The organism is Stutzerimonas stutzeri (assembly GCF_019090095.1).
Classification (GTDB): domain Bacteria; phylum Pseudomonadota; class Gammaproteobacteria; order Pseudomonadales; family Pseudomonadaceae; genus Stutzerimonas; species Stutzerimonas stutzeri_AN.
Genome location: NZ_JAGQFP010000002.1, coordinates 714,854 through 739,487 on the forward strand (window position 1 = coordinate 714,854; position 24,634 = coordinate 739,487).

26 protein-coding genes are annotated in these 24,634 nt (G+C 64.0%); 17 read left to right on the top strand and 9 right to left on the bottom strand.

Going from position 1 to position 24,634, the window contains the following annotated elements; genetic code table 11:
- The first annotated feature begins 19 nt into the window (after nt 1-19).
- Nucleotides 20-466: a c-type cytochrome gene (locus tag KVO92_RS12910; protein ID WP_217476032.1), complete on the top strand. Its 447-nt coding sequence runs from the start codon at nt 20-22 to the stop codon at nt 464-466.
- 22 nt (nt 467-488) lie between these two features.
- Here the strand turns inward: KVO92_RS12910 and KVO92_RS12915 are convergent, their stop codons facing one another.
- From KVO92_RS12915 to KVO92_RS12925, 3 genes are all read right to left on the bottom strand, one after another.
- Nucleotides 489-866, bottom strand: coding sequence for a DUF1090 family protein (locus tag KVO92_RS12915; protein WP_217476033.1), 378 nt, complete (start codon nt 864-866; stop codon nt 489-491).
- Between the two features lie 60 nt (nt 867-926).
- Nucleotides 927-2,594, bottom strand: a complete 1,668-nt coding sequence (ligB, locus tag KVO92_RS12920; protein ID WP_217476034.1) for an NAD-dependent DNA ligase LigB — start codon at nt 2,592-2,594, stop codon at nt 927-929.
- A 61-nt stretch (nt 2,595-2,655) separates the two neighbouring features.
- Complete coding sequence (locus KVO92_RS12925) at nt 2,656-3,987, bottom strand: ferredoxin reductase family protein (protein WP_217476035.1); 1,332 nt, start codon at nt 3,985-3,987, stop codon at nt 2,656-2,658.
- A 150-nt stretch (nt 3,988-4,137) separates the two neighbouring features.
- On the opposite strand from KVO92_RS12925, the gene KVO92_RS12930 reads away from it, so the two are divergent.
- The 3 genes from KVO92_RS12930 (at nt 4,138) to KVO92_RS12940 (ending at nt 6,456) form a co-directional block, all read left to right on the top strand.
- On the top strand, nt 4,138-5,067 hold the full coding sequence (locus KVO92_RS12930; RefSeq protein ID WP_217476036.1) for an ABC transporter ATP-binding protein: 930 nt from the start codon (nt 4,138-4,140) through the stop codon (nt 5,065-5,067).
- The gene (locus KVO92_RS12935; RefSeq protein WP_217476037.1) at nt 5,064-5,825 is read left to right on the top strand and encodes an ABC transporter permease; all 762 of its coding nucleotides are present in this window, start codon (nt 5,064-5,066) and stop codon (nt 5,823-5,825) included. The genes KVO92_RS12930 and KVO92_RS12935 overlap by 4 nt, the downstream gene beginning before the upstream one ends.
- 61 nt (nt 5,826-5,886) lie before the next feature.
- Nucleotides 5,887-6,456: a DUF2780 domain-containing protein gene (locus KVO92_RS12940; protein ID WP_217476038.1), complete on the top strand. Its 570-nt coding sequence runs from the start codon at nt 5,887-5,889 to the stop codon at nt 6,454-6,456.
- 92 nt (nt 6,457-6,548) lie between these two features.
- Here KVO92_RS12940 and metK read toward each other — a convergent pair whose 3' ends face one another.
- The 4 genes from metK to KVO92_RS12960 form a co-directional block, all read right to left on the bottom strand.
- Nucleotides 6,549-7,739 (bottom strand): methionine adenosyltransferase, encoded by a 1,191-nt coding sequence (gene metK / locus KVO92_RS12945; protein ID WP_217476039.1) that lies wholly within the window; start codon nt 7,737-7,739, stop codon nt 6,549-6,551.
- Nucleotides 7,740-7,753: 14 nt separating this feature from the next.
- The gene (locus tag KVO92_RS12950) at nt 7,754-8,755 is read right to left on the bottom strand and encodes an ArsR/SmtB family transcription factor (RefSeq protein WP_217476040.1); all 1,002 of its coding nucleotides are present in this window, start codon (nt 8,753-8,755) and stop codon (nt 7,754-7,756) included.
- 78 nt (nt 8,756-8,833) lie between these two features.
- Complete coding sequence (locus KVO92_RS12955) at nt 8,834-9,436, bottom strand: LysE family translocator (RefSeq protein ID WP_217476041.1); 603 nt, start codon at nt 9,434-9,436, stop codon at nt 8,834-8,836.
- Complete coding sequence (locus tag KVO92_RS12960; protein WP_217476042.1) at nt 9,433-10,329, bottom strand: TauD/TfdA family dioxygenase; 897 nt, start codon at nt 10,327-10,329, stop codon at nt 9,433-9,435. Before KVO92_RS12960 ends, KVO92_RS12955 begins: the two co-directional genes overlap by 4 nt.
- A gap of 165 nt (nt 10,330-10,494) precedes the next feature.
- Here KVO92_RS12960 and KVO92_RS12965 point away from each other — a divergent pair, with 165 nt between their 5' ends.
- The 7 genes from KVO92_RS12965 (at nt 10,495) to fba (ending at nt 17,837) form a co-directional block, all read left to right on the top strand.
- On the top strand, nt 10,495-11,415 hold the full coding sequence (locus KVO92_RS12965; protein ID WP_254621428.1) for a LysR substrate-binding domain-containing protein: 921 nt from the start codon (nt 10,495-10,497) through the stop codon (nt 11,413-11,415).
- Between the two features lie 104 nt (nt 11,416-11,519).
- Complete coding sequence (tkt, locus tag KVO92_RS12970; protein WP_217476044.1) at nt 11,520-13,517, top strand: transketolase; 1,998 nt, start codon at nt 11,520-11,522, stop codon at nt 13,515-13,517.
- 170 nt (nt 13,518-13,687) lie between these two features.
- On the top strand, nt 13,688-14,734 hold the full coding sequence (epd, locus tag KVO92_RS12975) for an erythrose-4-phosphate dehydrogenase (protein WP_217476045.1): 1,047 nt from the start codon (nt 13,688-13,690) through the stop codon (nt 14,732-14,734).
- 60 nt (nt 14,735-14,794) lie between these two features.
- Nucleotides 14,795-15,955 carry a phosphoglycerate kinase gene (locus KVO92_RS12980; protein WP_217476046.1) on the top strand — a complete coding sequence of 387 codons (1,161 nt, stop codon included), beginning with the start codon at nt 14,795-14,797 and terminating at the stop codon, nt 15,953-15,955.
- A 101-nt stretch (nt 15,956-16,056) separates the two neighbouring features.
- Nucleotides 16,057-16,251 (top strand): hypothetical protein, encoded by a 195-nt coding sequence (locus KVO92_RS12985; protein WP_217476047.1) that lies wholly within the window; start codon nt 16,057-16,059, stop codon nt 16,249-16,251.
- Nucleotides 16,252-16,278: 27 nt separating this feature from the next.
- On the top strand, nt 16,279-16,611 hold the full coding sequence (locus KVO92_RS12990; RefSeq protein WP_217476048.1) for an MliC family protein: 333 nt from the start codon (nt 16,279-16,281) through the stop codon (nt 16,609-16,611).
- Between the two features lie 161 nt (nt 16,612-16,772).
- A complete protein-coding gene (fba, locus tag KVO92_RS12995; protein ID WP_217476049.1) occupies nt 16,773-17,837 on the top strand; it encodes a class II fructose-bisphosphate aldolase in 1,065 nt (354 codons plus the stop codon).
- A 78-nt stretch (nt 17,838-17,915) separates the two neighbouring features.
- Here the strand turns inward: fba and KVO92_RS13000 are convergent, their stop codons facing one another.
- Entirely contained in the window at nt 17,916-18,293 is a 378-nt protein-coding gene (locus KVO92_RS13000) for a response regulator (RefSeq protein ID WP_021205985.1), read from the bottom strand.
- Between the two features lie 213 nt (nt 18,294-18,506).
- Here KVO92_RS13000 and KVO92_RS13005 point away from each other — a divergent pair, with 213 nt between their 5' ends.
- From KVO92_RS13005 to KVO92_RS13030, 6 genes are all read left to right on the top strand, one after another.
- Nucleotides 18,507-19,127: a class I SAM-dependent methyltransferase gene (locus KVO92_RS13005; RefSeq protein ID WP_217476050.1), complete on the top strand. Its 621-nt coding sequence runs from the start codon at nt 18,507-18,509 to the stop codon at nt 19,125-19,127.
- A gap of 196 nt (nt 19,128-19,323) precedes the next feature.
- Nucleotides 19,324-19,602 (top strand): DUF3509 domain-containing protein, encoded by a 279-nt coding sequence (locus KVO92_RS13010; protein WP_217476051.1) that lies wholly within the window; start codon nt 19,324-19,326, stop codon nt 19,600-19,602.
- A gap of 130 nt (nt 19,603-19,732) precedes the next feature.
- Nucleotides 19,733-20,206 carry a hemerythrin domain-containing protein gene (locus KVO92_RS13015; RefSeq protein ID WP_217476052.1) on the top strand — a complete coding sequence of 158 codons (474 nt, stop codon included), beginning with the start codon at nt 19,733-19,735 and terminating at the stop codon, nt 20,204-20,206.
- Nucleotides 20,207-20,395: 189 nt separating this feature from the next.
- Complete coding sequence (locus KVO92_RS13020) at nt 20,396-22,633, top strand: putative bifunctional diguanylate cyclase/phosphodiesterase (RefSeq protein WP_217476053.1); 2,238 nt, start codon at nt 20,396-20,398, stop codon at nt 22,631-22,633.
- A 130-nt stretch (nt 22,634-22,763) separates the two neighbouring features.
- Entirely contained in the window at nt 22,764-23,111 is a 348-nt protein-coding gene (locus tag KVO92_RS13025; protein ID WP_217476054.1) for a hypothetical protein, read from the top strand.
- A 61-nt stretch (nt 23,112-23,172) separates the two neighbouring features.
- Nucleotides 23,173-23,361, top strand: a complete 189-nt coding sequence (locus KVO92_RS13030) for a hypothetical protein (protein ID WP_212618609.1) — start codon at nt 23,173-23,175, stop codon at nt 23,359-23,361.
- A gap of 37 nt (nt 23,362-23,398) precedes the next feature.
- Here KVO92_RS13030 and KVO92_RS13035 read toward each other — a convergent pair whose 3' ends face one another.
- Nucleotides 23,399-24,583 (bottom strand): NAD(P)/FAD-dependent oxidoreductase, encoded by a 1,185-nt coding sequence (locus tag KVO92_RS13035; protein WP_212618608.1) that lies wholly within the window; start codon nt 24,581-24,583, stop codon nt 23,399-23,401.
- Between the last annotated feature and the right edge of the window lie 51 nt (nt 24,584-24,634).

Sequence of the window (24,634 nt, forward strand, 5' to 3'; positions counted from 1 at the left end):
AAGTCCGAGTGGTTGAGCCATGAAACTGATGCCGGTGTGTGTGTCGCTTGTCGCCGTCCTTGCCTTGGTCGGTTGCAACCGCATCGATCCCAATTCGCCGCTGGGCAAGCGCAAGGCGATCTATCAACAGATGCTCGATACCAAGGAAGACCTCGGTGGCATGCTGCGTGGCCGGTTGGCGTTCGACGCCAAGGGCTTTGTATCGGGTGCTGCAAAGCTGGACGAGCTGTCGCGTCAGCCGTGGCAGTATTACCCACCCGTCAAGGAAGAGCAGAGCGAGGCCCGAGACGACGTCTGGCAGCAGCAGGAGCGTTTCAATGAATTGGCTCGTGAACTCCAGGCGCGCACCGCGGAGCTGGTGACGGCGACAACCCAGGGGCCGGTGACCGCTGAAAGCGTCGCGCCCGCCTTCCAGCGCGTGGAAGACACCTGCGAGACCTGTCACAAGCAGTTCCGCAACTTCTGACCGGCTGGCGGCGCGCAGGCCGTCATCGCTTGGCCTGTTCTAACTCGCGGCGCGCTTGGTCCAGGCGCCGTTTGCTGACCTCGACGACCTGCGGATCGCCGGTGCTCAGCGCGCCGCGCAGCTGTGCTTCGCGGGTGGTCACCAGCTGCTCCGCGCGCTTGATTTCATCGTGGTTGGGCTGCAGTGCAACGACGCCACGGCAACGTTCGGCCAGTCCCTGCATGCGTACTTCCAATGCCGCGCGCTGGCTGGTGTCGCCGCTCAGGCGCGCCTGCTTGATCTGCTGACTGATGTGCTCGCGGGTCTCGCGGCAGTCGTCGTCGGCTTCAGGCGCCGCCAGGACCGCCTGTGTAGCGCAAAAGCAGAACAGCAGCATGAAGAGGATTCGCCGGTCGGCCATGCCTTAATCCTTTTTCTTATTCTCGATGTCGTATGACTGGGTTCATACGGCGAAGTGCCCTCAGAAGCCCGCTATCCCCGCGGTGTGGAGCTGCCGCCGCACCCCTTGGACGTCCGCTGTGTTGAAGAACGCCTGCAATTGTCTTGCCCGCGTCGCCCCAACGCCGGGTCTGGCTTGCCACTGCGCCAGGCTGGTGGCGCTGAGGCTGTCCCAATCGGCAGGGAGGGCGGTGTCGCCACTGGGCGGCATGCCCAATGCCTGCAGCCAGGTCGCGAACGGGCGCGCTCGGGCCAGCTCAAAACTGGCGACCAGGCCTCTGGCGCTGGCTGGGCCAATGCCGGGCACGGCCTCGAGCTGACGCTGATCGAGTGACAACCAATCGAGTAATCCTGTGACGAGCCCCGCGTCCACCAAGGTCTGCCAGGCCCCTGGGCCGAGCTGGGGCAGGTTCAGGCCGTTGGTGCCACTGAGCCAGACCAGGCGCGCCATGAACTGCTGCTCGCAGCCTGCGCTGGTCTGCCAGCAGCTGAGCGGGTGATAGGCCTCGGCGACTGGGGCTTCGACTGGCTGGCGATGCTGGGCGCGCCAGACCACACCGTCGAAGCGAGGGATGGTCAGCCCGGCCAGGGTGATCGCGACCTGGTCATCGGGGCGAACATCCGCAGCCTGCCAGCGCGCCAGAGAGCCCAGGCTGACGCGGCGGATACGCCGGTCATCGAGCTGTAGCGGCTCGAGCTCCAGCACGGGCGTGATCTTGCCGGTGCGACCGATGTTGAAGCGCACTTGGCGTACCTGGGTCACGGCCGTGCGTAGCGGGTATTTCCAGGCGGCGGCCCAGCGAGGTGGCTGGGCTTGCCAGGTCGTGCCATCCGGTCGGTCGCCTTGGCGCAACACGATGCCATCGCTGGCGAACGGCAGGGCATGGCGGAACCAGTGTTCGCGCCAGTGTTCGGCACGGCTGATGCTGTCGATGGGCATGGTCAGCGCGGCGCTTTGCGTAAAGCCCATCGCCGCTAGCCCGTCCAGCCGCGCCTGCATGCCGGGGGGGCCGTTGGGCCAGTCCCAGACGAACAAGCCAATCTGCCCGGCAGTGGACGGCTCGAGTACTTGGCGTGCCATCGCTCCCGCGACCTGACCGCGGGCGCCGACGCTGCCGGCCGTCGCCTGCACGTGCCGGTCGAGTCGCCAGTACAGCTCACCCTGCAGGACGATGTCGTCGGCGGTGGCCAGGCGGGCCGGGATCGCCGGTAGCTGACGAGCCCGGTCTGTCCAGTCCTGGCCGCGACTGCCATCGCCGCGGCTGACGGCCTGAACCAAGGAGCCGTTGCGGTAATGCAGCGTCACGGCCACCCCGTCGACCTTTGGCTGTACCCACAGGTCGGAGCGACCGGCCATCCAGGCGGCCACGGCTGCGCGATCGGCGAGTTTCGCCAGTCCGGTCTGAACGATGGGGTGGGGGACGTCACCCGCCGCGGTCGCCAACGGGTTTACCGAGACGCTGGCGGACGCGAAGCAGGTCTTCCACTGCTGCAGGCGGCTGACGGCCTGGTCGTAGATTTCATCATCGACCCGAGCAATGCCCTGGCGATGGTAGGCGTCGTCCCATTCGGCCACTTGCCGCTGCAGTGCACGGCTTTCCGATGCGGCGCGTTCGGCCGACCAGTTTGGGCACTGTGCCGAGGCCAGGGCAGGGGTGAGACACAGCAATAGCGTGAGGATCGGGCGCATCGGAGCATCCTTGCTCGGTGGGCGCTGCATTCTGCCAAGCGAGCCGCTGCGTAACCGTGCGCTAACGCATGTTGAACACTTCCTGATGAAAGTCAGCGGCTGGCAGGCCGTACCCCTCGAGGTCGCGCTGCAACTGATGGCCGAAGCGCGCGGGCCCGCAAAACCAGACGTCGCGCTGCTGCCAGTCGGGTATCTGCTGGCGCAGGTGTTCGGCGGTCAGCCGGCCGTGCTCACTGGCGACCAGCAGGTGGAACGAGATCCGTGCGCTGTCGGCCAGCTGTCGAATACGCGCAATGAAGCGCTGGTCCGGCGCGCTGGTGCAATAGAACAGATCGATGCCGCTGCCTCTGCCGTCGGCGGCAAGCGCCTCGAGGCGGGCAAGAAACGGGGCGATCCCGATGCCGCCGGCGATCCAGATCTGCCCTGGCTTGTGGCCGGCGAAGTCGAAGCAGCCATAGGGGCCTTCTACCGTGACGGCATCGCCGTTGCGCAACCTCGTCGGCAAGCTGCGGGTGTAGTCGCCGAGCCCCTTGATCGAGAACGACAGCAGACCGTCGTCTTGCCAGGCGCTGGACAGGCTGAACGGATGGGACCCTTCCTTGGGGTCGAAGGTGACGAAGGAGAACTGGCCCGGTTGATGGCCCGGCCAGGAGCCCTCCAGCGCGATGGTCACCTGCAACACCCGGTTATCCTGGTGATAGGTCAGGTCGCTTATGTGCCCGACCACCTGGTGCCGGCGGCCGACTCGCCGCCACAGCGAGACGCAGGCGGCGTAGCTGCCGGTTACCAGCAGGACGGCGATGGCCACGCCCAGCAGCGAGGGCCAATAAGCCGGCGGTAGCAGTAGAACGCTGTGCACCACCAGCACCAGGTAGACGACCGACAGCCAGCGATGGATCTTGTGAAACCAGCCATAGGGGATTCGCTTGAGCAGCGCCAGCGTGATCAGTATCGCCGCCAGATAGAACGCCCACTCACCGATCGCTTCGGCGAAGCCGCGCTGCGCGTCCAGCCAGCCGAGCACGCCGCGCTGGACCCGCCCCGCGCCGTGCCGGGCAGGAGGCGGCAGCCAACCCAGATCGACCAGCCACTTGGGCACCTGTGCCCAACCCCAGTGCGTCACCGAGATCAACAGCGCCGCGATGCCCAGCCATTTGTGCAGCCGATAGGTCTTGTCCAGCCCGTCGAACAGGCGTTCCAGCAGGCGTGGGCGAATGGCGAGGTAGATGGCTGCACTCATTGCGCCGATGGCGAGCAGGCCGCTGAACTGAACCATGTCCGCACGCAGCGGCCAGAATCGGGAGTAGTCGCCGGCGGCGAGGCTCGCGGCGGTCAGCCAGAGACCGCTCAAACCGATGAACAAGGTGACGAAGGCCAGTCTGATCCGTTGCATGACGGCGCGCTATTTCCGTGACGGTTTACAAGGCTTCAAGCATGCGCCGACGCTGCGGCCAGGGGCATGATCGTTATCAATGTCATCGATTAGTGAGCTAACCACCTGCGTCGTACAATCGTCGGCCAAACCTTGCGGAGTGATTCATCAGTGCAGCCCGTGATCTCCATCGAACAGCTGAGCAAGACCTACGCGTCCGGCCATCCGGCGCTGAAAAAGATTGATCTGCAGATCCGCAAAGGCGAAATCTTCGCCTTGCTCGGCCCCAACGGCGCGGGCAAGACCACGCTGATCAGTATCGTCTGCGGCATCGTCAATCCGGGGGGCGGACGGGTGCTGGTCGATGGCTACGACATCATTGGCGACTACCGCCAGGCTCGGTCGAAAATCGGCCTGGTGCCGCAGGAACTGGTCAACGAAGGCTTCGAGAGCGTCTGGGCCACGGTGCGCTTTTCCCGCGGGCTGTTCGGCAAGGCGCCAGATGATGCCTACCTGGAAAAACTGCTGCGTGATCTGTCGCTATGGGACAAGAAGAACGCACGGATCATCGAGCTCTCCGGTGGCATGAAGCGCCGCGTGATGATCGCCAAGGCGTTGTCCCACGAGCCGAGCATCCTGTTTCTCGACGAGCCCACCGCCGGTGTCGACGTCGAGCTGCGCCGGGATATGTGGGAAATGGTACGTGGCCTGCGCGAGCGCGGCGTGACCATCATCCTGACGACGCACTACATCGAGGAGGCCGAGGAAATGGCCGATCGCATCGGCGTGATCAGCAAGGGCGAGATCATTCTGGTGGAAGACAAGCTGGCGCTGATGCGCAAGCTCGGCAAGAAACAGCTGACCCTGCATCTGCAGCGCCCGCTGCAGGCCATTCCGGTGGAGCTGGCCAGTTACCCACTGGAGTTGGTCGATGGCGGCAATCAGCTGGTGTTCACCTTCGACGCGCAGCACCAGGACACCGGTATCGCCGACCTGCTCAAGCGCCTGGCGGCGCATGGCATCGACTTCAAGGACCTGCAGTCGAGCCAGAGTTCGCTGGAGGAGATTTTCGTCAGTCTGGTAAAAGGCAGCCGCACATGAATTTCTATGCAGTCCGCGCAATCTACCTGTTCGAGCTGGCGCGCACCTGGCGCACGCTGCTGCAGAGCATCGCCACCCCGGTCATTTCCACCTCGCTGTACTTCGTGGTCTTCGGTGCGGCCATCGGGGCGCGTATGGAGGCGATGCACGGCATCCCCTATGGTGCCTTCATCATTCCCGGCCTCGTTATGATGGCGCTGCTCACCGAGAGCATTTCCAACGCCTCGTTCGGCATCTACATGCCGCGCTATTCCGGAACCATCTACGAAGTGCTGTCGGCGCCGGTGTCCTATCTGGAAATCGTCATCGGGTATGTCGGCGCCGCGGCCACCAAGTCACTGGTGCTCGGCGTGGTGATCCTGCTGACGGCGCGATTGTTCGTCGACTATGAGATTCAGCATCCGCTGATGATGGCGCTGTTCCTGGTGCTTACCGCGGTGACCTTCTGCCTGTTCGGCTTCATCATCGGCATCTGGGCCGATGGCTGGGAGAAGCTGCAGATCGTGCCGTCGCTCATCGTTATGCCGCTGGCCTTTCTCGGCGGTAGCTTCTACTCCATCGAAATGCTGCCGCCGTTCTGGCAGCAGGTCACACTGTTCAATCCGGTGGTCTACCTGATCAGCGGATTCCGCTGGAGCTTCTATGGCGTGTCGGACGTCAACGTCGGCATCAGCCTGGCGATGACGTTCGGCTTTCTGGCGCTGTGTCTCGGTTTGATCGCGTGGATCTTCAAGACAGGCTATCGCCTGAAAAACTGAGGCCGGACGGCTCTTCTTTGCGCGCTGCATGTCGCATCGCGCGGCATCTTTCGAGGCCAGCATGAAACGGGTTTCATCTTTTGCGGTTGTGGTTCTTCTCGGCGCAGCGGCGGGTTCTGCCAGTGCTTTCAATCTCGGTGAGGCCGCCAAGGCGGTGTCAGGGATGACCGGCAGCGGCACCCCACAAAGCAATGCCCAGGCGCAGGCATTGGGGCTGGTCGGTCAGCTCGATGAGTTGGGTGTCACGCCGGCCCAGGCCGTCGGTGGCAGCGGCGCTTTGCTGCAGCTGGCCAAGCAGCAGCTACCCAGCGCCGACTACGCGCAGCTCGCCAAATCCGTTCCCGGTCTCGACAAGCTCACCGGCGACAGCGGGCTGGAGCAACTCGGGCAGCTGAGCGCGCTGAGTGGGCTGCTCGGCAAGTCGGACACCGCCGTCAGTCCGCAGGCCGCCTCGGCGGTCGATAACGTGCAGAGCCTGCCCGACGTCCAACAGGCGTTTTCGGCGCTGGGTATGGATGCAGGCCTGGTCGGCCAGTTCGCCCCGATCCTGTTGCAGTACCTGGGCAATCAGGGCGTCGGTGGGCCGCTGCTGCAGAGTCTCGGCAGCATCTGGGGTGTTGGCGGCGCCTGATCGCGCCGTTCGCTAGCTGGGGCATTGCTGCCCGCTGCAAGAAAAAAGCCCCGCGCAGCGCTAGCTGGCGGGGCTTTTTTTAACCGCGGTTGTTACAGGCCGGCAGCGGCGCGCAGGGCGTCGGCCTTGTCGGTCTTTTCCCAGGTGAAGGCGGTGAAGGTGTCGCCACCGACCGTCATTTCATAGGGATCACGACCGAAGTGGCCGTAGGCCGCGGTGGCCTTGTACATCGGGTGCAGCAAGTCGAGCATGGTGGTGATCGCGTAGGGACGCAGATCGAAGTGCTCGCGGACCAGGGCAACGATCTTCTCGTCGCTGAGCTTGCCGGTGCCGAAGGTGTTGATCGAGATCGAGGTCGGCTGCGCCACGCCGATGGCGTAGGAGACCTGGATTTCGCAACGATCGGCCAGGCCGGCGGCGACGATGTTCTTGGCCACGTAACGACCGGCGTAGGCGGCCGAACGGTCGACCTTGGACGGGTCCTTGCCGGAGAAGGCGCCGCCGCCGTGACGGGCCATGCCGCCGTAGGTGTCGACGATGATCTTGCGTCCGGTCAGACCGCAGTCACCCACCGGGCCGCCGATGATGAACTGGCCAGTCGGGTTGATGTGGAACTGGGTGTCCTTGTGCAGCAGTTCGGCCGGGATCACGTGCTTGACGATCAGCTCCATCACCGCTTCCTTGAGGTCGGAATGCTTGACCTCCGGGTTGTGCTGGGTGGACAGCACGATGGCGTCGATACCGACCACCTTGCCACCTTCGTAACGGCAGGTGACCTGGCTCTTGGCGTCCGGGCGCAGCCATGGCAGCAGGCCGTTCTTGCGGGCTTCGGCCTGGCGCTCGACCAGCGCGTGGGAGAAGCGGATCGGCGCCGGCATCAGCACGTCGGTTTCGTTGCTGGCGTAGCCGAACATCAGGCCCTGGTCGCCGGCGCCCTGGTCTTCCGGCTTGCTGCGGTCGACGCCCTGGGCAATATCCACCGACTGCTTGCCGATGATGTTGATGATGCCGCAGGTGGCGCCATCGAAACCGACGTCCGAGCTGTTGTAGCCGATGTCGATGATGACATCGCGCACCAGCTGCTCGAGGTCGACCCAGGCGCTGGTGGTCACTTCACCGGCGACGATGGCGACGCCAGTCTTGACCAATGTTTCACAGGCCACACGGGCGTGCTTGTCCTCGGCGATGATGGCGTCCAGCACCGCATCGGAGATCTGGTCGGCGATCTTGTCCGGGTGCCCTTCGGACACGGACTCGGAGGTGAAAATCGAGTATTCGCTCATCTATCGGTTCCTAATTACCGGTGGGTGAGTCGGCTGTCAGCGGTGGGCCGGGAAAAGTACCGGGCCTGGATCTGAAAACCGTTCTTCAAGCCAATGTAGAGGCTCTCGCCGGGCGTGAGCCCCGCGGCATCGGCCCAACGGGCCAGATCGTCCTGTTCGAAGCCCAACCAGAGATCGCCGCAGGCCTCCCTGGCCCAACTCTGGTTGTGGCTGCACAGCTCGGTGATCAGCAGGCTGCCGCCTGCGTTCACCAGTCGTGCCAGCTGCTTGAGCGCTTCACCCGGCGCCGCCAGGTGATGCAAAACCATGTTCAGTACCACGCAATCGGCCGCCGGACAGTCGTCCTGCAGGGCGTCGGCGAGACGGACTTCGACGTTGTCCAGGCCGAGCTGTTCGCAGCGGGTTCGCGTCAGTTCTAGCATTGCCGGACTGTTGTCAATCGCCGTGACCCTGGCGAAGCGATGGGCCAGTTCGGGCAGAAAACTGCCATCGCCGGGGCCGACCTCGAGTGCGGTTGCGGTCGGCGCGAAATCCAGCGCATCGAGCAACGCCACCACGCTGTCCCGGTACTGCGGCAATCCCGCGATCATGTCCTGGCGTGCCTGAAAGCTGCCGGCCATGCGCGTGAAAAAATCTTCGCTGGCGGCGCTGCGCTGGGCATGCACGGCGGCGATACGCGCCTGTACATCGAGCGGCAGGTTCAGCTGATCGACTTCCTCGAGCAAGGCCGCGTGCAGCCGGCCGCCGAGGCTGTCAGCGTGCGGCAGCGCGCGACGATAGAAAATCGCGTTGCCTTCCCGGCGAGTCGCCAGCAGCCCGGCCTGGGTCAGCACCTTGAGGTGATGGCTGATGCCCGACTGACCGGTGGCGAAGATCTGCGCCAGCTCGAGTACGCCGAACGAATCATTGGCCAGCGCCCGCAGCACGTTCAGACGCAGCGAGTCGCCGCCGGCCTTGCACAGGGCGGCGAGCTGATCGCTGTCGTCGAAGGAGATCTGGGGAATGCGCAGGCTCATAGGCCGCGCAGTCTAGTCGGTCGTTTTTCGTACAGCAATGGCTGTATCAAAAAGTTTTGATATTGAACAAGCGTTCGCTCAATTCACCAGGCTGTTGACCCCCATGCCGCAGGACACCAGGCCGAGGGCCAGGAGGAAGAAGCTCGGCAGAAGGTCGAGCAACTGCTGCAGCCGCGGGTGGCTGGCCATGCGCCGTGCCGCCAGACTGTAGGTGATCAGAATGGACACATCGACCAACGCCCAGATGGCGATCAAGGTCGCGGCCTGGGGCGCGAAGGGCTGCGCCGGCAGAATGAAGCCGGGGAGAAACGCCAGGAAGAACAGAATGTCCTTGGGATTGGACAGGCCCACGGCCATGGCGCGCCAGAAGTAATGAACGTGCGAGCGCGGCAGGTGCGGCGTCTCTTCGTTGCCGCCGCACAGCCCGTCCGCGCCGAGCCAGATCAGGTACAAGCCGCCCAGTACCTGGCCCCATTCGAGTATCACCGGCTCCAGATCAAGCGCCAGATAGATCAGGACCAGCGCGGCAATCAGCAGAATCTGGGCCGACAGCACGCCGCCCAGAATGGTCCAGGCCGGCCAGCTGCGACGCGCATCGGCGATGACCAGCGCGACCACGGGTCCGGGTGAGGCAATCAACAACGTGATGGCGGCCGCAAAGGCCAGGTAGGTGGCGTTCATAGTTCGGTTACCAGTTCGAATATGCGCGAGTGTTTGCCCAGTTTTTCGGTGTACAGCGGCAGGCTGCAGCTGGCGAAGGTGCGCTGCATCCAGCGATCGCTGCCGTCGAAACGGGCGGTGAAGGGGCTGCGTGCATGGGCGGTACGACGGTTGTCGATGATCAGCAGGTCGCCAGGGCCGAGCCGCACGGGCTCGACGACCTCCCAGGCGATGTTGCGCAGGGTGTCCAGCGTTTGCTGGGCGCGGTCGCTGTAGGCGACCATGAACTGCGGGTCGAAGCGGAAGAAGGGCGCATCGGGATCACCGTAGAGCACGGTCTGGTGCTTGTTGATGTCGATGCGCTGGTTCTTCTCGGTCGGGCCGTAGTCGGAGAGAAAGTTGTACGGCTCGTTGAGCAGGAACGCCTGCTGTTCATAGCTCAGGCGCTCGAGAATGCGCTCGATCGAGGCGATGTAGGTGATGGCTTCGGCTGCCGGGTCCTGGCGCAGGCAAAGCAGCAGCAGATAGTCCGGCTGGATCGCGTGGAACGCGTTCTCGGTATGCAGGTCGAGTTCGGTGTCGAAGCTGTCCGAGGTGGCCGCGCGCGACTGGGTCTGCTGGGGGAAGAAGTTGTTGACGATGCAGCCGGCCGACTCCTGCACATAGCCGATCGGTTCGCCGAGCAGTGCGGTGGCCTGCAGCAGAAGGCGCTCGCTGCACTCGTCCGGCTTGTGTATCTCGGTGCGCGACGCCGGCGTCGGCGGGATGTCGCCGATGTCGGTGTCCTCGAGTAGCAGGAAGCCCTTGGCGTTGCCGAACAGCTTGAACTCCAGGATTTGCGCGATTTGCGCCGAGCTAAGCCCCCCGTGGTGAATGCTGGCAGATAAAAGTTGGTCGAACTCGAGACTGGGCATGTCATCCTTCCCTAGCGTTATACAAAGGCGAAGGCCTCTGGTTTGGTCCGGGTGCCATTGCAATGCTGGCCCCATGGCCGGCGAGTATTGGTGGGGGGTGGAGAGTTGCAAAATGGAAAAAACGAGCATCACCCATGAGTTTTACTCATGCCGGCGGCTGACCGTATGACGCTGCGAATCCCGCCGCTCTACGCGCTGCGCGCCTTCGAGGTGGCGGCACGCTTCGGCTCTTTCACCCAGGCAGCCGAAAGCCTGTGCATCACCCAGAGCGCGGTCAGCCGGCATGTGAAGACCCTGGAAGAGAGCCTCGGCTGCCAGCTGTTCGAGCGACGCGGTTCGCGGCTGGCGTTGACCGACACCGGGCGGTTGTTGGCGCAGGAGCTCAAGGTCGGCTTTCGCACCATCGAAAATGCCTGCGTAGCGGTCAACCGCCAGCGCGATGCGCTCAGGTTGAAGGCGCCCTCGACGCTGACCATGCGCTGGTTGCTCGGGGCGCTCGACGATTTCCATCTCAGCCACCCGCAACACCGCGTGCAGCTCACCAGTGCCTGGATGGATCTGGATGCGGTGGACTTCCACAACGAACCGTTCGATTGCGCCATCCTGCTCGGGCATGGTGGGTTTCCGGCTGACTGGAACCGCGTCAAGCTGTTCGACGAGTGGCTGGTGCCCGTGTGTTCTCCAGACGTGCAGGGCGGGTCGACCTGGTCGGCCGAACGGCTGGCCCAGGCCGAGCTGATCCACCCGTCACGCGACTGCCGTGACTGGCGCCGCTGGCTGCAGCGGGTCGGTCTGATCGACGTCGTCGCCTGGCAGCAGGGCAAGCTGTTCGACACCCTGGAGCTGGGTATTTCGGCGGCGGCGCAGGGGCATGGCGTGTCGATCGGCGACCTGGCACTGGTGGCGGCCGAACTGCAAAAAGGCGCGCTGGCCCTGCCGTTCGATCAGGCGGTGCGTTCCGGCGACAGTTACTATCTGGTCTGGCCCGCGACCGGCGAAACCCCGGTGACCCTGACCCGGATGAAGGACTACCTGCTGCAGCATCTGCCGAATACCGACAGCCGCGGGGTCCGCTTGCTCGACTGAGCGCGGCTCGGGCGAGGTGCGACCGATTCAGTCATTGCCCCGCCACCTCGGGTAGGGGAAAATGGCCGCCTTTTTCTCAAGTACACCCCGCAGGAGATTCAGCGATGCCCAGCCGTCGTGAGCGAGCCAATGCCATCCGCGCCCTCAGCATGGATGCCGTGCAGAAAGCCAACAGCGGCCACCCGGGTGCCCCCATGGGCATGGCGGACATCGCTGAAGTGCTCTGGCGCGACCACCTCAAGCACAGCCCGACCAACCCGCAGTGGGCCGACCGCGACCGCTTCGTGCTGTCCAACGGTCACGGCTCGATGCTGATCTACTCGCTGCTGCACCTGACCGGCTATGACCTGTCCATCGACGATCTGAAGAACTTCCGCCAGCTGCACAGCAAGACCCCGGGCCACCCGGAGTTCGGCTACACCGCCGGCGTCGAGACCACCACCGGCCCACTGGGGCAGGGGCTGGCCAACGCCGTTGGCTTCGCCCTGGCGGAAAAGGTCATGGCCGCGCAGTTCAACCGCCCCGGCCATGACGTCGTCGATCACCACACCTACGTCTTCATGGGCGATGGTTGCCTGATGGAAGGGATCTCCCACGAGGTGTGTTCGCTGGCCGGCACCCTCGGCTTGAACAAGCTGATCGCGTTCTACGACGACAACGGCATCTCCATCGATGGCGAAGTCCATGGCTGGTTTACCGACGACACGCCGCGTCGTTTCGAGGCCTACGGCTGGCAGGTGATCCGTAACGTCGACGGCCATGACGCCGACGAAATCCAGATGGCCATCGACACGGCGCGCAAGAGCGACCGGCCCACGCTGATCTGCTGCAAGACCATCATCGGTTTCGGCTCGCCGAACAAGCAGGGCAAGGAAGAGTGCCACGGTGCCGCCCTGGGCGACGCCGAGATCGCCCTGACCCGCGAGGCGCTGGGCTGGAATCACGGCCCGTTCGAAATCCCGGATGACATCTACGCGGAGTGGGACGCCAAGCAGAAGGGCGCCGACGCGGAAAACGAATGGAACAAGCGCTTCGCCGCCTACGAGGCCGAGTTTCCGGCCCTGGCGTCCGAGTTCAAGCGCCGTATGGCCGGCGAACTGCCGGAAGATTTCGCCGAGAAGGCCAGCGAGTTCATTCGTGAGGTCGCCACCAAGGGCGAGACCATCGCCAGCCGCAAGGCCAGCCAGAACTGCCTGAACGCCTTCGGCCCGCTGCTGCCTGAACTGCTCGGCGGCTCGGCGGACCTGGCCGGTTCCAACCTGACCCTGTGGAAGGGCTGCAAGCCGGTGGTGGCCGAGGATGCCTCGGGCAACTACATGTACTACGGCGTGCGCGAGTTCGGCATGGCCGCGATCATGAACGGCGTTGCCCTGCACGGCGGTCTGATTCCCTACGGCGCGACCTTCCTGATGTTCATGGAATACGCCCGTAACGCGGTGCGCATGTCCGCGTTGATGAAGCAGCGCGTGCTCTACGTCTTCACCCACGACTCCATTGGCCTGGGCGAAGACGGCCCGACCCACCAGCCGATCGAGCAGCTGACCAGCCTGCGTACCACGCCGAACCTGGACACCTGGCGCCCGGCCGACACGGTCGAATCCGCGGTGGCCTGGAAGCATGCGGTCGAGCGCAAGGACGGTCCCAGCGCGCTGATCTTCTCGCGCCAGAACCTGCCGTACCACATCCGCGACAACGAGACGGAAGCCGCTATCGCCAAGGGTGGCTACATCCTCAAGAACTGCGTCGGCGAGCCGGAGCTGATCCTCATCGCCACCGGTTCGGAAGTCGGACTGGCCGTGCAGGCCTACGACAAGCTGACTGCGCAGGGCCGTAACGTGCGCGTGGTATCGATGCCCTGCACCAGCGTGTTCGATGCGCAGGACGCCGCCTGGAAGCAGCACGTGTTGCCGGTCGAGGTCGGTGCACGCATCGCCATCGAGGCCGCGCACACGGACTACTGGTACAAGTACGTCGGACTCGACGGTCGCGTCATCGGCATGACCACCTACGGCGAGTCGGCTCCTGCTGGCCAGCTGTTCGAGGAGTTCGGCTTCACGGTCGACAACATCCTCGCGGTAGCCGAGGAACTGCTGGAAGACTGAATACGCAAGCTGGAAGCCTGAAGCTGGAAGCTTGAAGTAAAAGCAGCCCGGTTCAGGCTCGAGGGATCACAGCAGCTGAGAGGTCGCGGCTGGATGCTGGAAGTAGCAGCGGCACGAATACTTCCGGCTTCCGGCTTCCAGCTTCCAGCTCGCATAAAGACGAGCCGCGAATGTCCCGAACTCCCCCTTACCGCATCGCCCTCAACGGTTACGGCCGCATTGGTCGTTGCGTGCTGCGCGCTTTCTACGAGCGCAATGCGGCCTTTGATTTCCAGATTGTCGCGCTCAATGATCTGGCCGATATGGCGAGCGTGGAATACCTCACCCGTTTCGACTCGACCCATGGCCGCTTCCCTGGCGAAGTGACCGCGGACGGCGACTGCCTGCACCTGAACGGCGATTGCGTGAAGGTGCTGCGCGAGCCGACGCCGGAAGCGGTGGACTGGCGCGGCCTCGACGTCGACCTGGTGCTGGAGTGCTCCGGCGCCTACAACACCCGCGGCGAGGCGCAACGTTTCATCGCTGCCGGCGCGCCGCGGGTGCTGCTTTCGCAGCCCATGAGCGGCGCTGCCGACGTCGACGCCACGGTGGTGATGGGTATCAACCAGGGCCAGCTGACCGGTGCCGAACGGCTAGTCTCCAATGCTTCTTGCACCACCAACTGCGGTGTGCCGCTGCTCAAGCTGCTCAACGATGCGATCGGTCTCGACTACGTCTCGATCACCACCATTCATTCGGCGATGAACGACCAGCCGGTAATCGACGCCTACCATCACGCCGACCTGCGCCGGACGCGCTCGGCGTTCCAGTCGGTCATCCCGGTCTCCACTGGCCTGGCGCGAGGAATCGAACGCCTGCTGCCGGAACTCTCGGGACGGATTCAGGCCAAAGCCGTGCGGGTGCCGACGGTCAACGTGTCCTGCCTGGACATTACCGTGCAGACATCCCGCGATACCGATGCGTCGACGATCAACCGGATCCTGCGCGAAGCCGCGCAAGTTGGGCCGTTGAAAGGCCTGCTCGCGTATACCGAGCTGCCTCATGCCAGCTGCGATTTCAACCACGACCCGCATTCGGCGATTGTCGATGGCAGCCTGACGCGCGCCTCCGGGCCGCGGCTGGTGAACCTGCTGGCCTGGTTCGACAACGAGTGGGGGTTCGCCAACCGCATGCTCGACGTGGCCGATCATTATTTGCGCGTTGCCCATCGCACCTAAGCTGCTGCGGTATCGGCAACGCTGGACAACATCGCCGTTCTTGAACTTAAGGAAGATCACATGACCGTTTTGAAGATGACCGACCTCGACCTCCAGGGTAAGCGCGTGCTGATCCGCGAGGACCTCAACGTGCCGGTCAAGGATGGCGCAGTCAAAAGCGATGCGCGCATCCTGGCATCCTTGCCGACCATCAAGCTGGCGCTGGAAAAGGGCGCAGCGGTGCTGGTCTGCTCGCACCTGGGCCGTCCGGAAGAGGGCGTCTACAGCGAGGAAGACAGCCTCAAGCCGGTCGCCGACTACCTGAGCAAGGCGCTCGATCGCGAGGTGCCGCTGGTCAAGGATTACCTTGGTGGCGTTCAGGTGCAGGCCGGTGAGCTGGTGCTGCTGGAGAACGTGCGCTTCAACAAGGGTGAAAAGAAGAACACCGACGAGCTGGCGCAACAGTACGCGGCGCTGTGCGACGTCTTCGTGATGGACGCCTTCGGCACCGCACACCGCGCCCAGGGCTCGACCCACGGGGTCGCCAAGTTTGCCAAGGTCGCCTGCGCCGGTCCGCTGCTGGCCGCTGAGCTCGACGCGCTGGGCAAGGCGCTGAAGAGCCCGGCCAAGCCCATGGCGGCCATCGTCGCCGGCTCCAAGGTGTCGACCAAGCTGGACGTGCTCAACAGCCTGAGCCAGGTCTGCGACCAGCTGATCGTGGGGGGTGGCATCGCCAATACCTTTCTCGCGGCGGCCGGCTTCCCGGTAGGCAAGTCCCTGTATGAAGCCGATCTGGTCGACACCGCCAAGGCCATCGCGGCCAAGGTCAGCGTGCCGCTGCCGGTGGATGTGGTGGTCGCGAAGGCCTTCGCCGAAGATGCCGAAGCCACCGTCAAGGCGGTGGGCGACGTGGCCGATGACGACATGATCCTGGATATCGGCCCGCAGACCGCGGCCAACTTCGCCGAGCTGCTGAAGTCGTCCAAGACCATTCTGTGGAACGGCCCGGTCGGCGTGTTCGAATTCGACCAGTTCGGCAATGGCACCAAGGTGCTGGCGCAGGCTATCGCCGAAAGCCCGGCGTTCTCCATTGCCGGTGGCGGCGACACCCTGGCGGCGATCGACAAGTACGGCGTTGGCGAGCAGATCTCCTACATTTCCACCGGTGGTGGCGCCTTCCTCGAGTTCGTCGAAGGCAAGGTACTGCCGGCGGTCGAGGTGCTGGAACAGCGCGCAGGCTGATCGGCGCGCGTGATCCCGCTGCAACAGGCGCAACGGTGAAAGGCAACCCTGCGGGCTCGCTGCTGTCTCTGTTCTGTCCAGACGAGGAATGGAGACTCACCATGCGTTACGCCGCTATCGCTGTTTGTTGCCTCGGCCTGGCCGGGTGCGCCGGGAACGGTCCGGATTCGGCCTGTGAGGTATTCGATCCGCCGCCGGTGCAGAGCCCGACCGCGCAGAACGACCAGCGTGTACAGATGCAAAGCACCGGTGATCCCACCGCCGGAACCGCCGCGGACGTTCGGGAGTGCCCCTGAGCCCACCCGCATGAGCAAGGAGAAGCGATGAAAGGCCTGTTCATCCCGATTGCCGCGCTGCTGTTGAGCGGTTGCGGCCATTGGCAGTCCGGCCCCGATGCCCCGTTCATCCGTTGGAACTGCAAGAGTCCACAGGACATCGCCTGGCGCTATGCCGATGAAGGCCATCAGACGATCGACTTGAAAATCGGCAACAGCGAACAGGTTCATACCCTCCGCAAGGAACCGGTGACGCGCGGTGCTTTCTATAGCGATGGCGTAGTGGCCTTCCACGACAAGGGGAACGAGGCATTGGTCTACCGGATCGCCGACGACAAGCTGCTGGCCCATGGCTGTAGCGCCTCATTGATCAATCTTTGAGCGGGCTGCTCGACCCGCGGGGCCCCTCGTTTTTGTCCGAGCTGATGGCTTTTGGCTCGTCCGCCACTACAATGCCGCGCCACAGCGCGGTGCTTGAACACCGCCGGCCCCTGGGGCAGGCTCTACATGATTAATCGACCCTAACCGGGAGAAAGGAAAACATGGCACTCATCAGCATGCGCCAGATGCTCGACCACGCCGCCGAATTCGGCTACGGCGTGCCGGCCTTCAACGTAAACAACCTCGAGCAGATGCGAGCCATCATGGAAGCGGCCGACAAGACCGACTCCCCGGTGATCGTCCAGGCTTCGGCCGGCGCTCGCAAATACGCCGGCGCGCCGTTCCTGCGCCACCTGATCCTCGCGGCGGTGGAAGAATTCCCGCACATTCCGGTGGTCATGCACCAGGACCACGGCACCAGCCCGGACATCTGCCAGCGCTCGATCCAGCTGGGCTTCAGCTCGGTGATGATGGATGGTTCGCTGAAAGAAGACGGCAAGACCCCCTCCGACTATGAATACAACGTCCGCGTGACTCAGCAGACCGTTGCCTTTGCCCACGCCTGCGGTGTGTCGGTCGAAGGCGAGCTGGGTTGCCTGGGCTCGCTGGAAACCGGCATGGCCGGTGAAGAAGACGGTGTCGGCGCCGAAGGCACCCTGGATCACAGCCAGCTGCTGACCGATCCGGAAGAGGCCGCGGACTTCGTTGCCAAGACCAAGGTCGATGCCCTGGCCATCGCCATCGGCACCAGCCACGGCGCCTACAAGTTCACCAAGCCGCCAACCGGCGACACCCTGTCGATCCAGCGCATCAAGGAGATTCACCAGCGCATCCCGGACACCCATCTGGTGATGCACGGCTCCTCCTCGGTCCCGCAGGAGTGGCTGAAAATCATCAACGAGTACGGTGGTGACATCAAGGAAACCTACGGCGTTCCGGTCGAGGAGATCGTCGAGGGCATCAAGTACGGTGTACGCAAGGTCAACATCGACACCGATCTGCGTCTGGCCTCCACCGGCGCAATCCGTGAGTTCATGGCGAAGAACCCCAGCGAGTTCGACCCGCGCAAGTATCTGGCCAAGACTGTCAGCGCCATGCGTGACATCTGCATCGCCCGTTACGAAGCCTTCGGCACCGCCGGCAATGCCTCGAAGATCAAGCCGATCTCCCTGGAAGGCATGTTCCAGCGCTATGCCAGCGGCGAGCTGGACCCCAAGGTCCGCTGAACCATCGAGCTGACGACGAGCCCGCCCTGTGCGGGCTCGTTGCGTTATGGCGTGTTCAAACCGGGATGAGCGGCGACTTCAGGCGAGGAGTCGCTGAATCTGGCTGCGTAGGGTATCCAGCGAAAAGGGCTTGGCGATGATCGGTGCCGAGCGTGCGATAGGGCTGCCTGATTCGTGAATCTCGATCGGGTAGCCGCTGATGAAGATGACTTTCAGTTCCGGCCGCAGCTTCAGCGCTGGCTCGGCAATCATCACGCCCGAGATGCCCCCAGGCAGCCGGTAGTCGGTCACCAGCAGGTCCAGCTGAGGCTTGGTCGCCAGGATCTCGAACGCTTCGGTGGCGTCCGATGCTTCCAGGACCTTGTAGCCTTCATCCGCCAGATAATCAGATAGCAGGCAAAGAATGTGGGGTTCGTCCTCGACGAGCAGGACGACTTTGCTGGACGGGTTGCTCATTGGAGCGATTCTCATGGTTTTCGCGGGACACATTACTTCAGACCGGTCACTAATCCAGCACAGGCGAACACGTTGGAGCCTCCTGGCGTTCCGCAAGTTCAGGTCGAAACCTCATTCGCCTCGCGTTTGCTCGCGGATAGGGCGTCCGGTGCGCGTTGGCAATCGGCCCGGCCATCGTTAGGCTCGGTTCATGTCGCTTACTGGAGCCCTATCATGCCTGACGAAAACGCCCATGCGGTCACCGAAAAGACCCTGGATGACTATCGAGCCAATGCCGAGGCCTTTCGTGAGGGCACGCGCGACCACGATGTCAGCCAGAATATCGACGCGCTGTTGCGGCATATTCAGGGTCAACCCCCCTTTCGAATCCTGGACCTGGGTTGCGGACCCGGCCGCGACCTCAAGACGTTCACCGCACGCGGGCACGTCGCCGTAGGCCTGGACGGTGCCGAGCCCTTCGTCCACATGGCGCGGCGTGAGTCCGGTTGCGAAGTGCTGCATCAGGATTTCCTGCAACTGGACCTGCCGGTCGAGGCCTTTGACGGCATTTTTGCCAACGCTGTGCTGTTTCATCTGCCCAGCCGGGAGATCGATGGTGTGCTGTCGAAGCTGCATGCAGCGCTGCGCCCTGGTGGGGTGTTGTTCAGCTCCAACCCGCGTGGCAACAACCAGGAGGGCTGGAGCGGAGCACGCTACGGCACCTGGTACGACTGGCCGAGCTGGCGCCAACGGCTGCTTTCGGCAGGCTTCAGTGAACTCGAGCATTACTATCGGCCCGCAGGCTTGCCGCGCGACCAGCAACCTTGGCTTGCCAGCGTCTGGCGCAAGGCTTAGCGCCATTTCAACGGTCGGTAGGGGCGGCTGGCAAAGCAGAATGCATGCCGTCTGCCTGCGGTTCATGCGTTTTGCATGCGTGCAAAACGCTATTATGTGACGCAAGTCACTGAAATTACTTGATTTGCTGATCTGTCGCGGTTGGCACGAACGCTGCTCTGGCTATGGGGCTGGACCATAACTGGAGTACACAATAATGATTGCCGCTGAAAAAGTTCTCTCTGCCGCGTTCCCCGAATTCGAAGTGCTCACCTGTCCACGCCCGGACGGCGGGTTGCTGCTGACGCTGCGTAACGATGATCGCGACATCATCAAGCGTGCCCTTTCCCGGGGGCAGACCCAGACCAATATTCAGCTGGAATGGGTCATCAGCTCGATCCGCCGTGATCTGGCACTGGAGGCCGGCATGTCGCCTGCCATCGCCCGCCTGCAGAGCCAGAGCCGCACTGGACTGCCGACCTACGAGTACGCCTGATGAACAGGTGGCCGGCCCGCGCTGTCGCGGTCCGGCCGCTTGTGCACCGCTGCGCTCGAGCGCAGGCGAGCCGACTGGCCATGAGAGCCGGCGTGCGTCGCAACCCTGATAAGCCATGAGGAAAAACCCTATGAACGCTATCGACCTGTTGATCGACGACCACGAGAAAGTGAAGGACATCCTGACGCGCCTGACCGAAAGCACCGAGCGTGCCGTCAAGACCCGCGCCGAGCTGCTGCAGAAGCTCGAGATGGAAGTCACCGTCCATACCCAGCTGGAAGAGCAGATCCTCTACCCGGCTTTCAAGGAGGCTGGTGGCAAGGAAGAATTGAAGATGTTCCACGAGGCCAAGGAAGAGCACCGGGCCGTGGATTCGCTGGTGTTGCCCGACCTCAAGGCGACCGACCCTGCGAGTGTGCAGTTTTCCGGGCGCGCCAAGGTGTGCAAGGAACTGCTCGAACATCACATCGAGGAAGAAGAGTCCGAGATGTTTCCCAAGGCGCGTGAACTGTTCGATCAGGCGCGACTGGAGGAAATGGGCCAGCAAATGGCCGAACTGAAAGACCGTCTGAAGAAAGAGTTCCTCGCCAGCCAGGCTGCCTGACCCGGTCGAGCCAGGGCGCCTCGCCTTCGGCGCCCCCTGGCTCGTCGGCTTCGCTGACTTGCATCAATGCCCGCCCCGCAAAGCGCTGCGACCCTTGATGGCCTAATGGCATCGAGGTTGTTGCCGCTTGCCTGATCTTCCTGTCGACGAGGAAACGGCAATCACTGACATGGGCGGACAGGGGCGGGCATGGAAGACGAGTTGAAAAAGCTGTTGCAACGGGTTGGGCTGGGTATCGGGGAAATCCGCACCCGCAAGCGCTTTCTTCAATGGGGTTCGGCCGATGCGCAGCGCCTGAATCAGGCCGCCGTGGACATCGATGCCGCGCACCGCGGCTTTATCGACCGGCTTTACGCGCATCTGGCGCATTTCGGCCCGCCGACCGCCATTCTCCACGACCCGGAAGGCGTCGTCCGTCTCAAGCACAGTCAGCTCGACTATTACCGACGCTTGTGGAACGGCCCCTATAACCGCGATTACGTGAAGGACCGTCTGTTGATCGGTCTGGTGCACGAGCGCGTCGGAGTTGGCCTGGAGTGGTACCTGGGCGCCTATCGGTTGTACCTGTCCGAAATGCTCAAGCTGCTGGTGGGCGACAGCGAGCGCTGGGCCACCTATGACAGCCTGCTGAAAATCGTCTTTTTTGACATGACCCTGGCGATCGACACCTACAGTGCCGCCCAGCGGCAGGCGCTGGAGGAGAGCGAGGCGCGGCTGGCACGCGCGCTGCGGGGTTCCGAGGACGGCATATGGGAGTGGGATATCGAGCACGACCGGTTGCACCTGTCCGAGCGTTGGACCGCCATGCTGGGCATGCAGGCCGAGCCGAGCTTCTGCAGCCGGGACTGGTTTGAACGGGTGCATCCGGATGATCTGCCCGGGCTGCGCGAGGCGATCAGCGCGCATCTCAAGGGCAGGAGCCCCTCGCTGGCCCATGAATACCGAATCCAGACCCGCCTCGGTGAGTATCTGTGGGTGCTGGTGCGTGGGGTGGTCGAACGTTGCGAGCAGGGGGCTCTGCGCATGGCGGGTTCGCAGACGGACATCAGCGCCCGCAAGACCGCGGAGGCGCACCTGCGTCATGCCGCCCGGCATGACTCGCTGACGGGCCTGGCCAATCGCCTGCACCTTGACGAGCTGCTCCTGGAAACCCAGCGGCGCCACCATGGCCGCGCCTCGGCGCTGTTGTTCATCGACCTGGACCGCTTCAAGCTGATCAACGACAGCCTTGGTCACAGCGTCGGTGATCGGGTGCTGGTCGAGGTTGCGCGGCGGCTGGCCCGCTGTCTGCGCCCCGGTGACCATCTGGCGCGCTTCGGCGGCGACGAGTTCGTCGCGCTGCTGGGTGATCTGGCCTACGAAGCCGATGCCGAACGGGTGGCGCAGCGGATGCTCGATGCCTTGCGCCAGCCATTGCAACTTGACGAGCGTACCCTGACGGTCAGTGCCAGTATCGGCATTGCACCCTTGCACCGCGACGGCCAGCCACTGGATGCGCTGCAAGCTGCGGATCTGGCGCTGTACCGTGCCAAGGAGGCCGGCAAGAACCAGTTCGCCTTGTTCTGCGAGAGCCTGCACACCACCGCGGCGCGTCAGCTGGAACTGGAAAGTGCGCTGGCGCAGGCGCTGGCGCGTGACGAGTTCGTCCTGCATTTTCAACCGATCTGCCGGATCGACCGAGGGCAGACGTACCTGGCGGGTGTCGAGGCGCTGCTGCGCTGGCATCAGCAGGGTGCGCTGGTCGCGCCGAACGAGTTCATTCCGGTGTTGGAGGAGTCCGGCGAAATCACCCGTGTCGGCGAATGGGTGCTGCGTGAGGCATGCCGTCAGGTTCGCGCCTGGCAACAGGCTGGGCAGTCACGCCTCTACTGCACGGTCAACCTGTCGATTCGCCAGTTGCAGGAGCCCGGTTTCACCGCGCTGCTGGAGCAGGTGCTGGACGAAACCGGCTTGCCTCCCAGCAGCCTGGTATTGGAGATCACCGAGACGCTGCTGATGCACGACAGCGAGCTGGTGCTCGGCAGTCTCCACGAGATCGCGGCGCTTGGCGTGCGGCTGGCGCTGGATGATTTCGGCACCGGCTATTGCTCGCTCGGCTACCTGAAACGGTTCCCGCTGGACATTCTCAAAGTGGACCGCAGCTTCATCGCCGCCGCACCGGAAGACGCCGACTCGGTCGCCATCAGTCGGGCAATCATCGGCCTTGGCCACAGCCTCGGCCTGGCGGTGGTCGCCGAAGGCGTCGAGCGTCCCGAACAGCTGCAGTTCCTTATCCAGCAACACTGCGAAAATGCCCAGGGATTCTGGTTCAGCGCCCCGCGGCCTGCCGCCGAGTTGCAGGACCTATTCAGCGGTGAGCAGCGTTTCGAGGGGCTCTGGCGGCTGCTCCCGCATTCCAGCCCCGAGCGCACGGCGCTGGCTCACTGAATCGAGCCGTCCGGCGCCCGGCCAGGGCGGGCCAGGCACTCTTGGCGACAGCCGGGGTCCACTTCTCTGACTATTGATCATTCAAGCGGTCACCGGCGGTCCGCCGGTTCTTTTCTGAAGGAGGTGACCCATGCGACTCGTATATCTTTCCGCCCCCATCCTGGGCCTGTTGCTGGCGGGCTGCGGCCCCGACGAGCCCGACCGTGAGCAGGCGCCGCCGCCAGCCACCGAGCAACCGGCGACGCCACCAGCCACTACGCCACCAGCCGACACCGGTACGGGGACTGGCACCGGCGCTGGCACCACCGGCACCGGTACCGGTGCGGGCGTCGAGACGGGCACGGGTACCGGCATGGGCACCGGCGCCACGGGTGACATGAACACGGCACCGGCCGGCAACGGCAGCGGTCTGGGCACCGAGTCCGGCGCTGGCACCGCGCCCAATACCACCGGCAACGCGTCTGGCGCGTCGCAGTAGGCACTGTCTCATCGGGGAGCCGCGTCCATGCGTCGGGCTCCCCCTCCATCAGGAGACCCGCATGAAATCCAGATGCATCGTAGCCCTGGTCGCCGTGCCGTTTTCGCTGCTGCTCGGTGCCTGCTCGCCGGATGACGAGCGCTCGGCCATGGACAACAACAGCCGGAATCAGCAGGAATATCAAAACACCGCGACCGACCCGGCCGGGCCGCGCGAAGTCTCGCCGCCCTCGAATATGGCCAACGAGTGACACCGCGCCCGTCCGGGCCGGTCACCGCCACGCGGCGTCAGACGTACTGGGCTGCCGCGTAGCCCGACGCCCAGGCCCACTGGAAATTGAACCCCCCCAGGTGCCCGGTGACGTCGAGCACTTCACCGATGAAATAAAGGCCGGCAGCCTTCTGCGATTCCATGGTCTTGGACGACACCTCACGCGTGTCGACGCCGCCCAGCGTGACTTCCGCGGTGCGGTAACCTTCGGTGCCGGCGGGTACCAGCTGCCAGCTGCCGAGCCGCTGTGCCACCTCGTTCAGCTCCGCCTGACTGTATTGCTTCAACGGCCTGGAGACGAACCAGTGCTCGGCGAGCAGTCCCGCCATCTTGCGGGTGAACAGTTCCCCGAGAAGCGTCTTGAGTTCGGTGTTGGGCCGTTCGAGCCGCTGCTCGTCCAGCCACTGGGGTAGATCGAGGTGCGGCAGCAGGTTGATTTCAACCGTATCGCCGGGCTGCCAGTAAGAGGAGACCTGGAGAATCGCCGGGCCCGACAGGCCACGGTGGGTGAACAGAATGTTTTCGCGAAAGCTCTGGCCGTTGCAGCTCACCAGGCAGTCTTCGACCGATGTGCCGGACAGTGCCTCGCACATCCCCTTGAGCTGCGGCTCGGTAATGGTGAACGGTACCAGGCCGGCGCGCGTCGGCAGAACCTGATGCCCGAACTGACGCGCAACCTGATAGCCGAAGCCGCTGGCACCGAGGGTCGGGATCGACAAGCCCCCCGTGGCGATCACCAGCGACTGGCAGCTGATCTCGCCGAGACTGCTTTGCAGTCGATAACCACCGTCGGTCTTTTCGATGCTCTGCACGGCGGTGTCCAGGCGCATGTCGACGCCGGCCTGCCGGCATTCGTCGAGCAGCATGCCGAGGATGTCGCTGGATTTATGGTCACAGAACAACTGGCCCAGCTTCTTCTCGTGATAGGGCACGCCATGGCGAACGACCATCTCGATGAAGTCCCACTGGGTGTAACGGGCCAGCGCCGATTTGCAGAAGTGCGGGTTGCCGGAGACGAAGTTCGCCGGCTCGGTGTACAGGTTGGTGAAATTGCAGCGCCCGCCACCGGACATGAGGATCTTCTTGCCGGCTTTGTTGGTGTGGTCGAGCAACAGCACGCGACGGCCGCGTGTCGCTGCCGTGAACGCGCACATCAGCCCGGCGGCGCCGGCACCGATTATCACCACATCCGTTTGCAACACCACGCACCTCGGTCAGCTCTGGAAAAGGCGGCATGGTACTCCGCCGGCTCA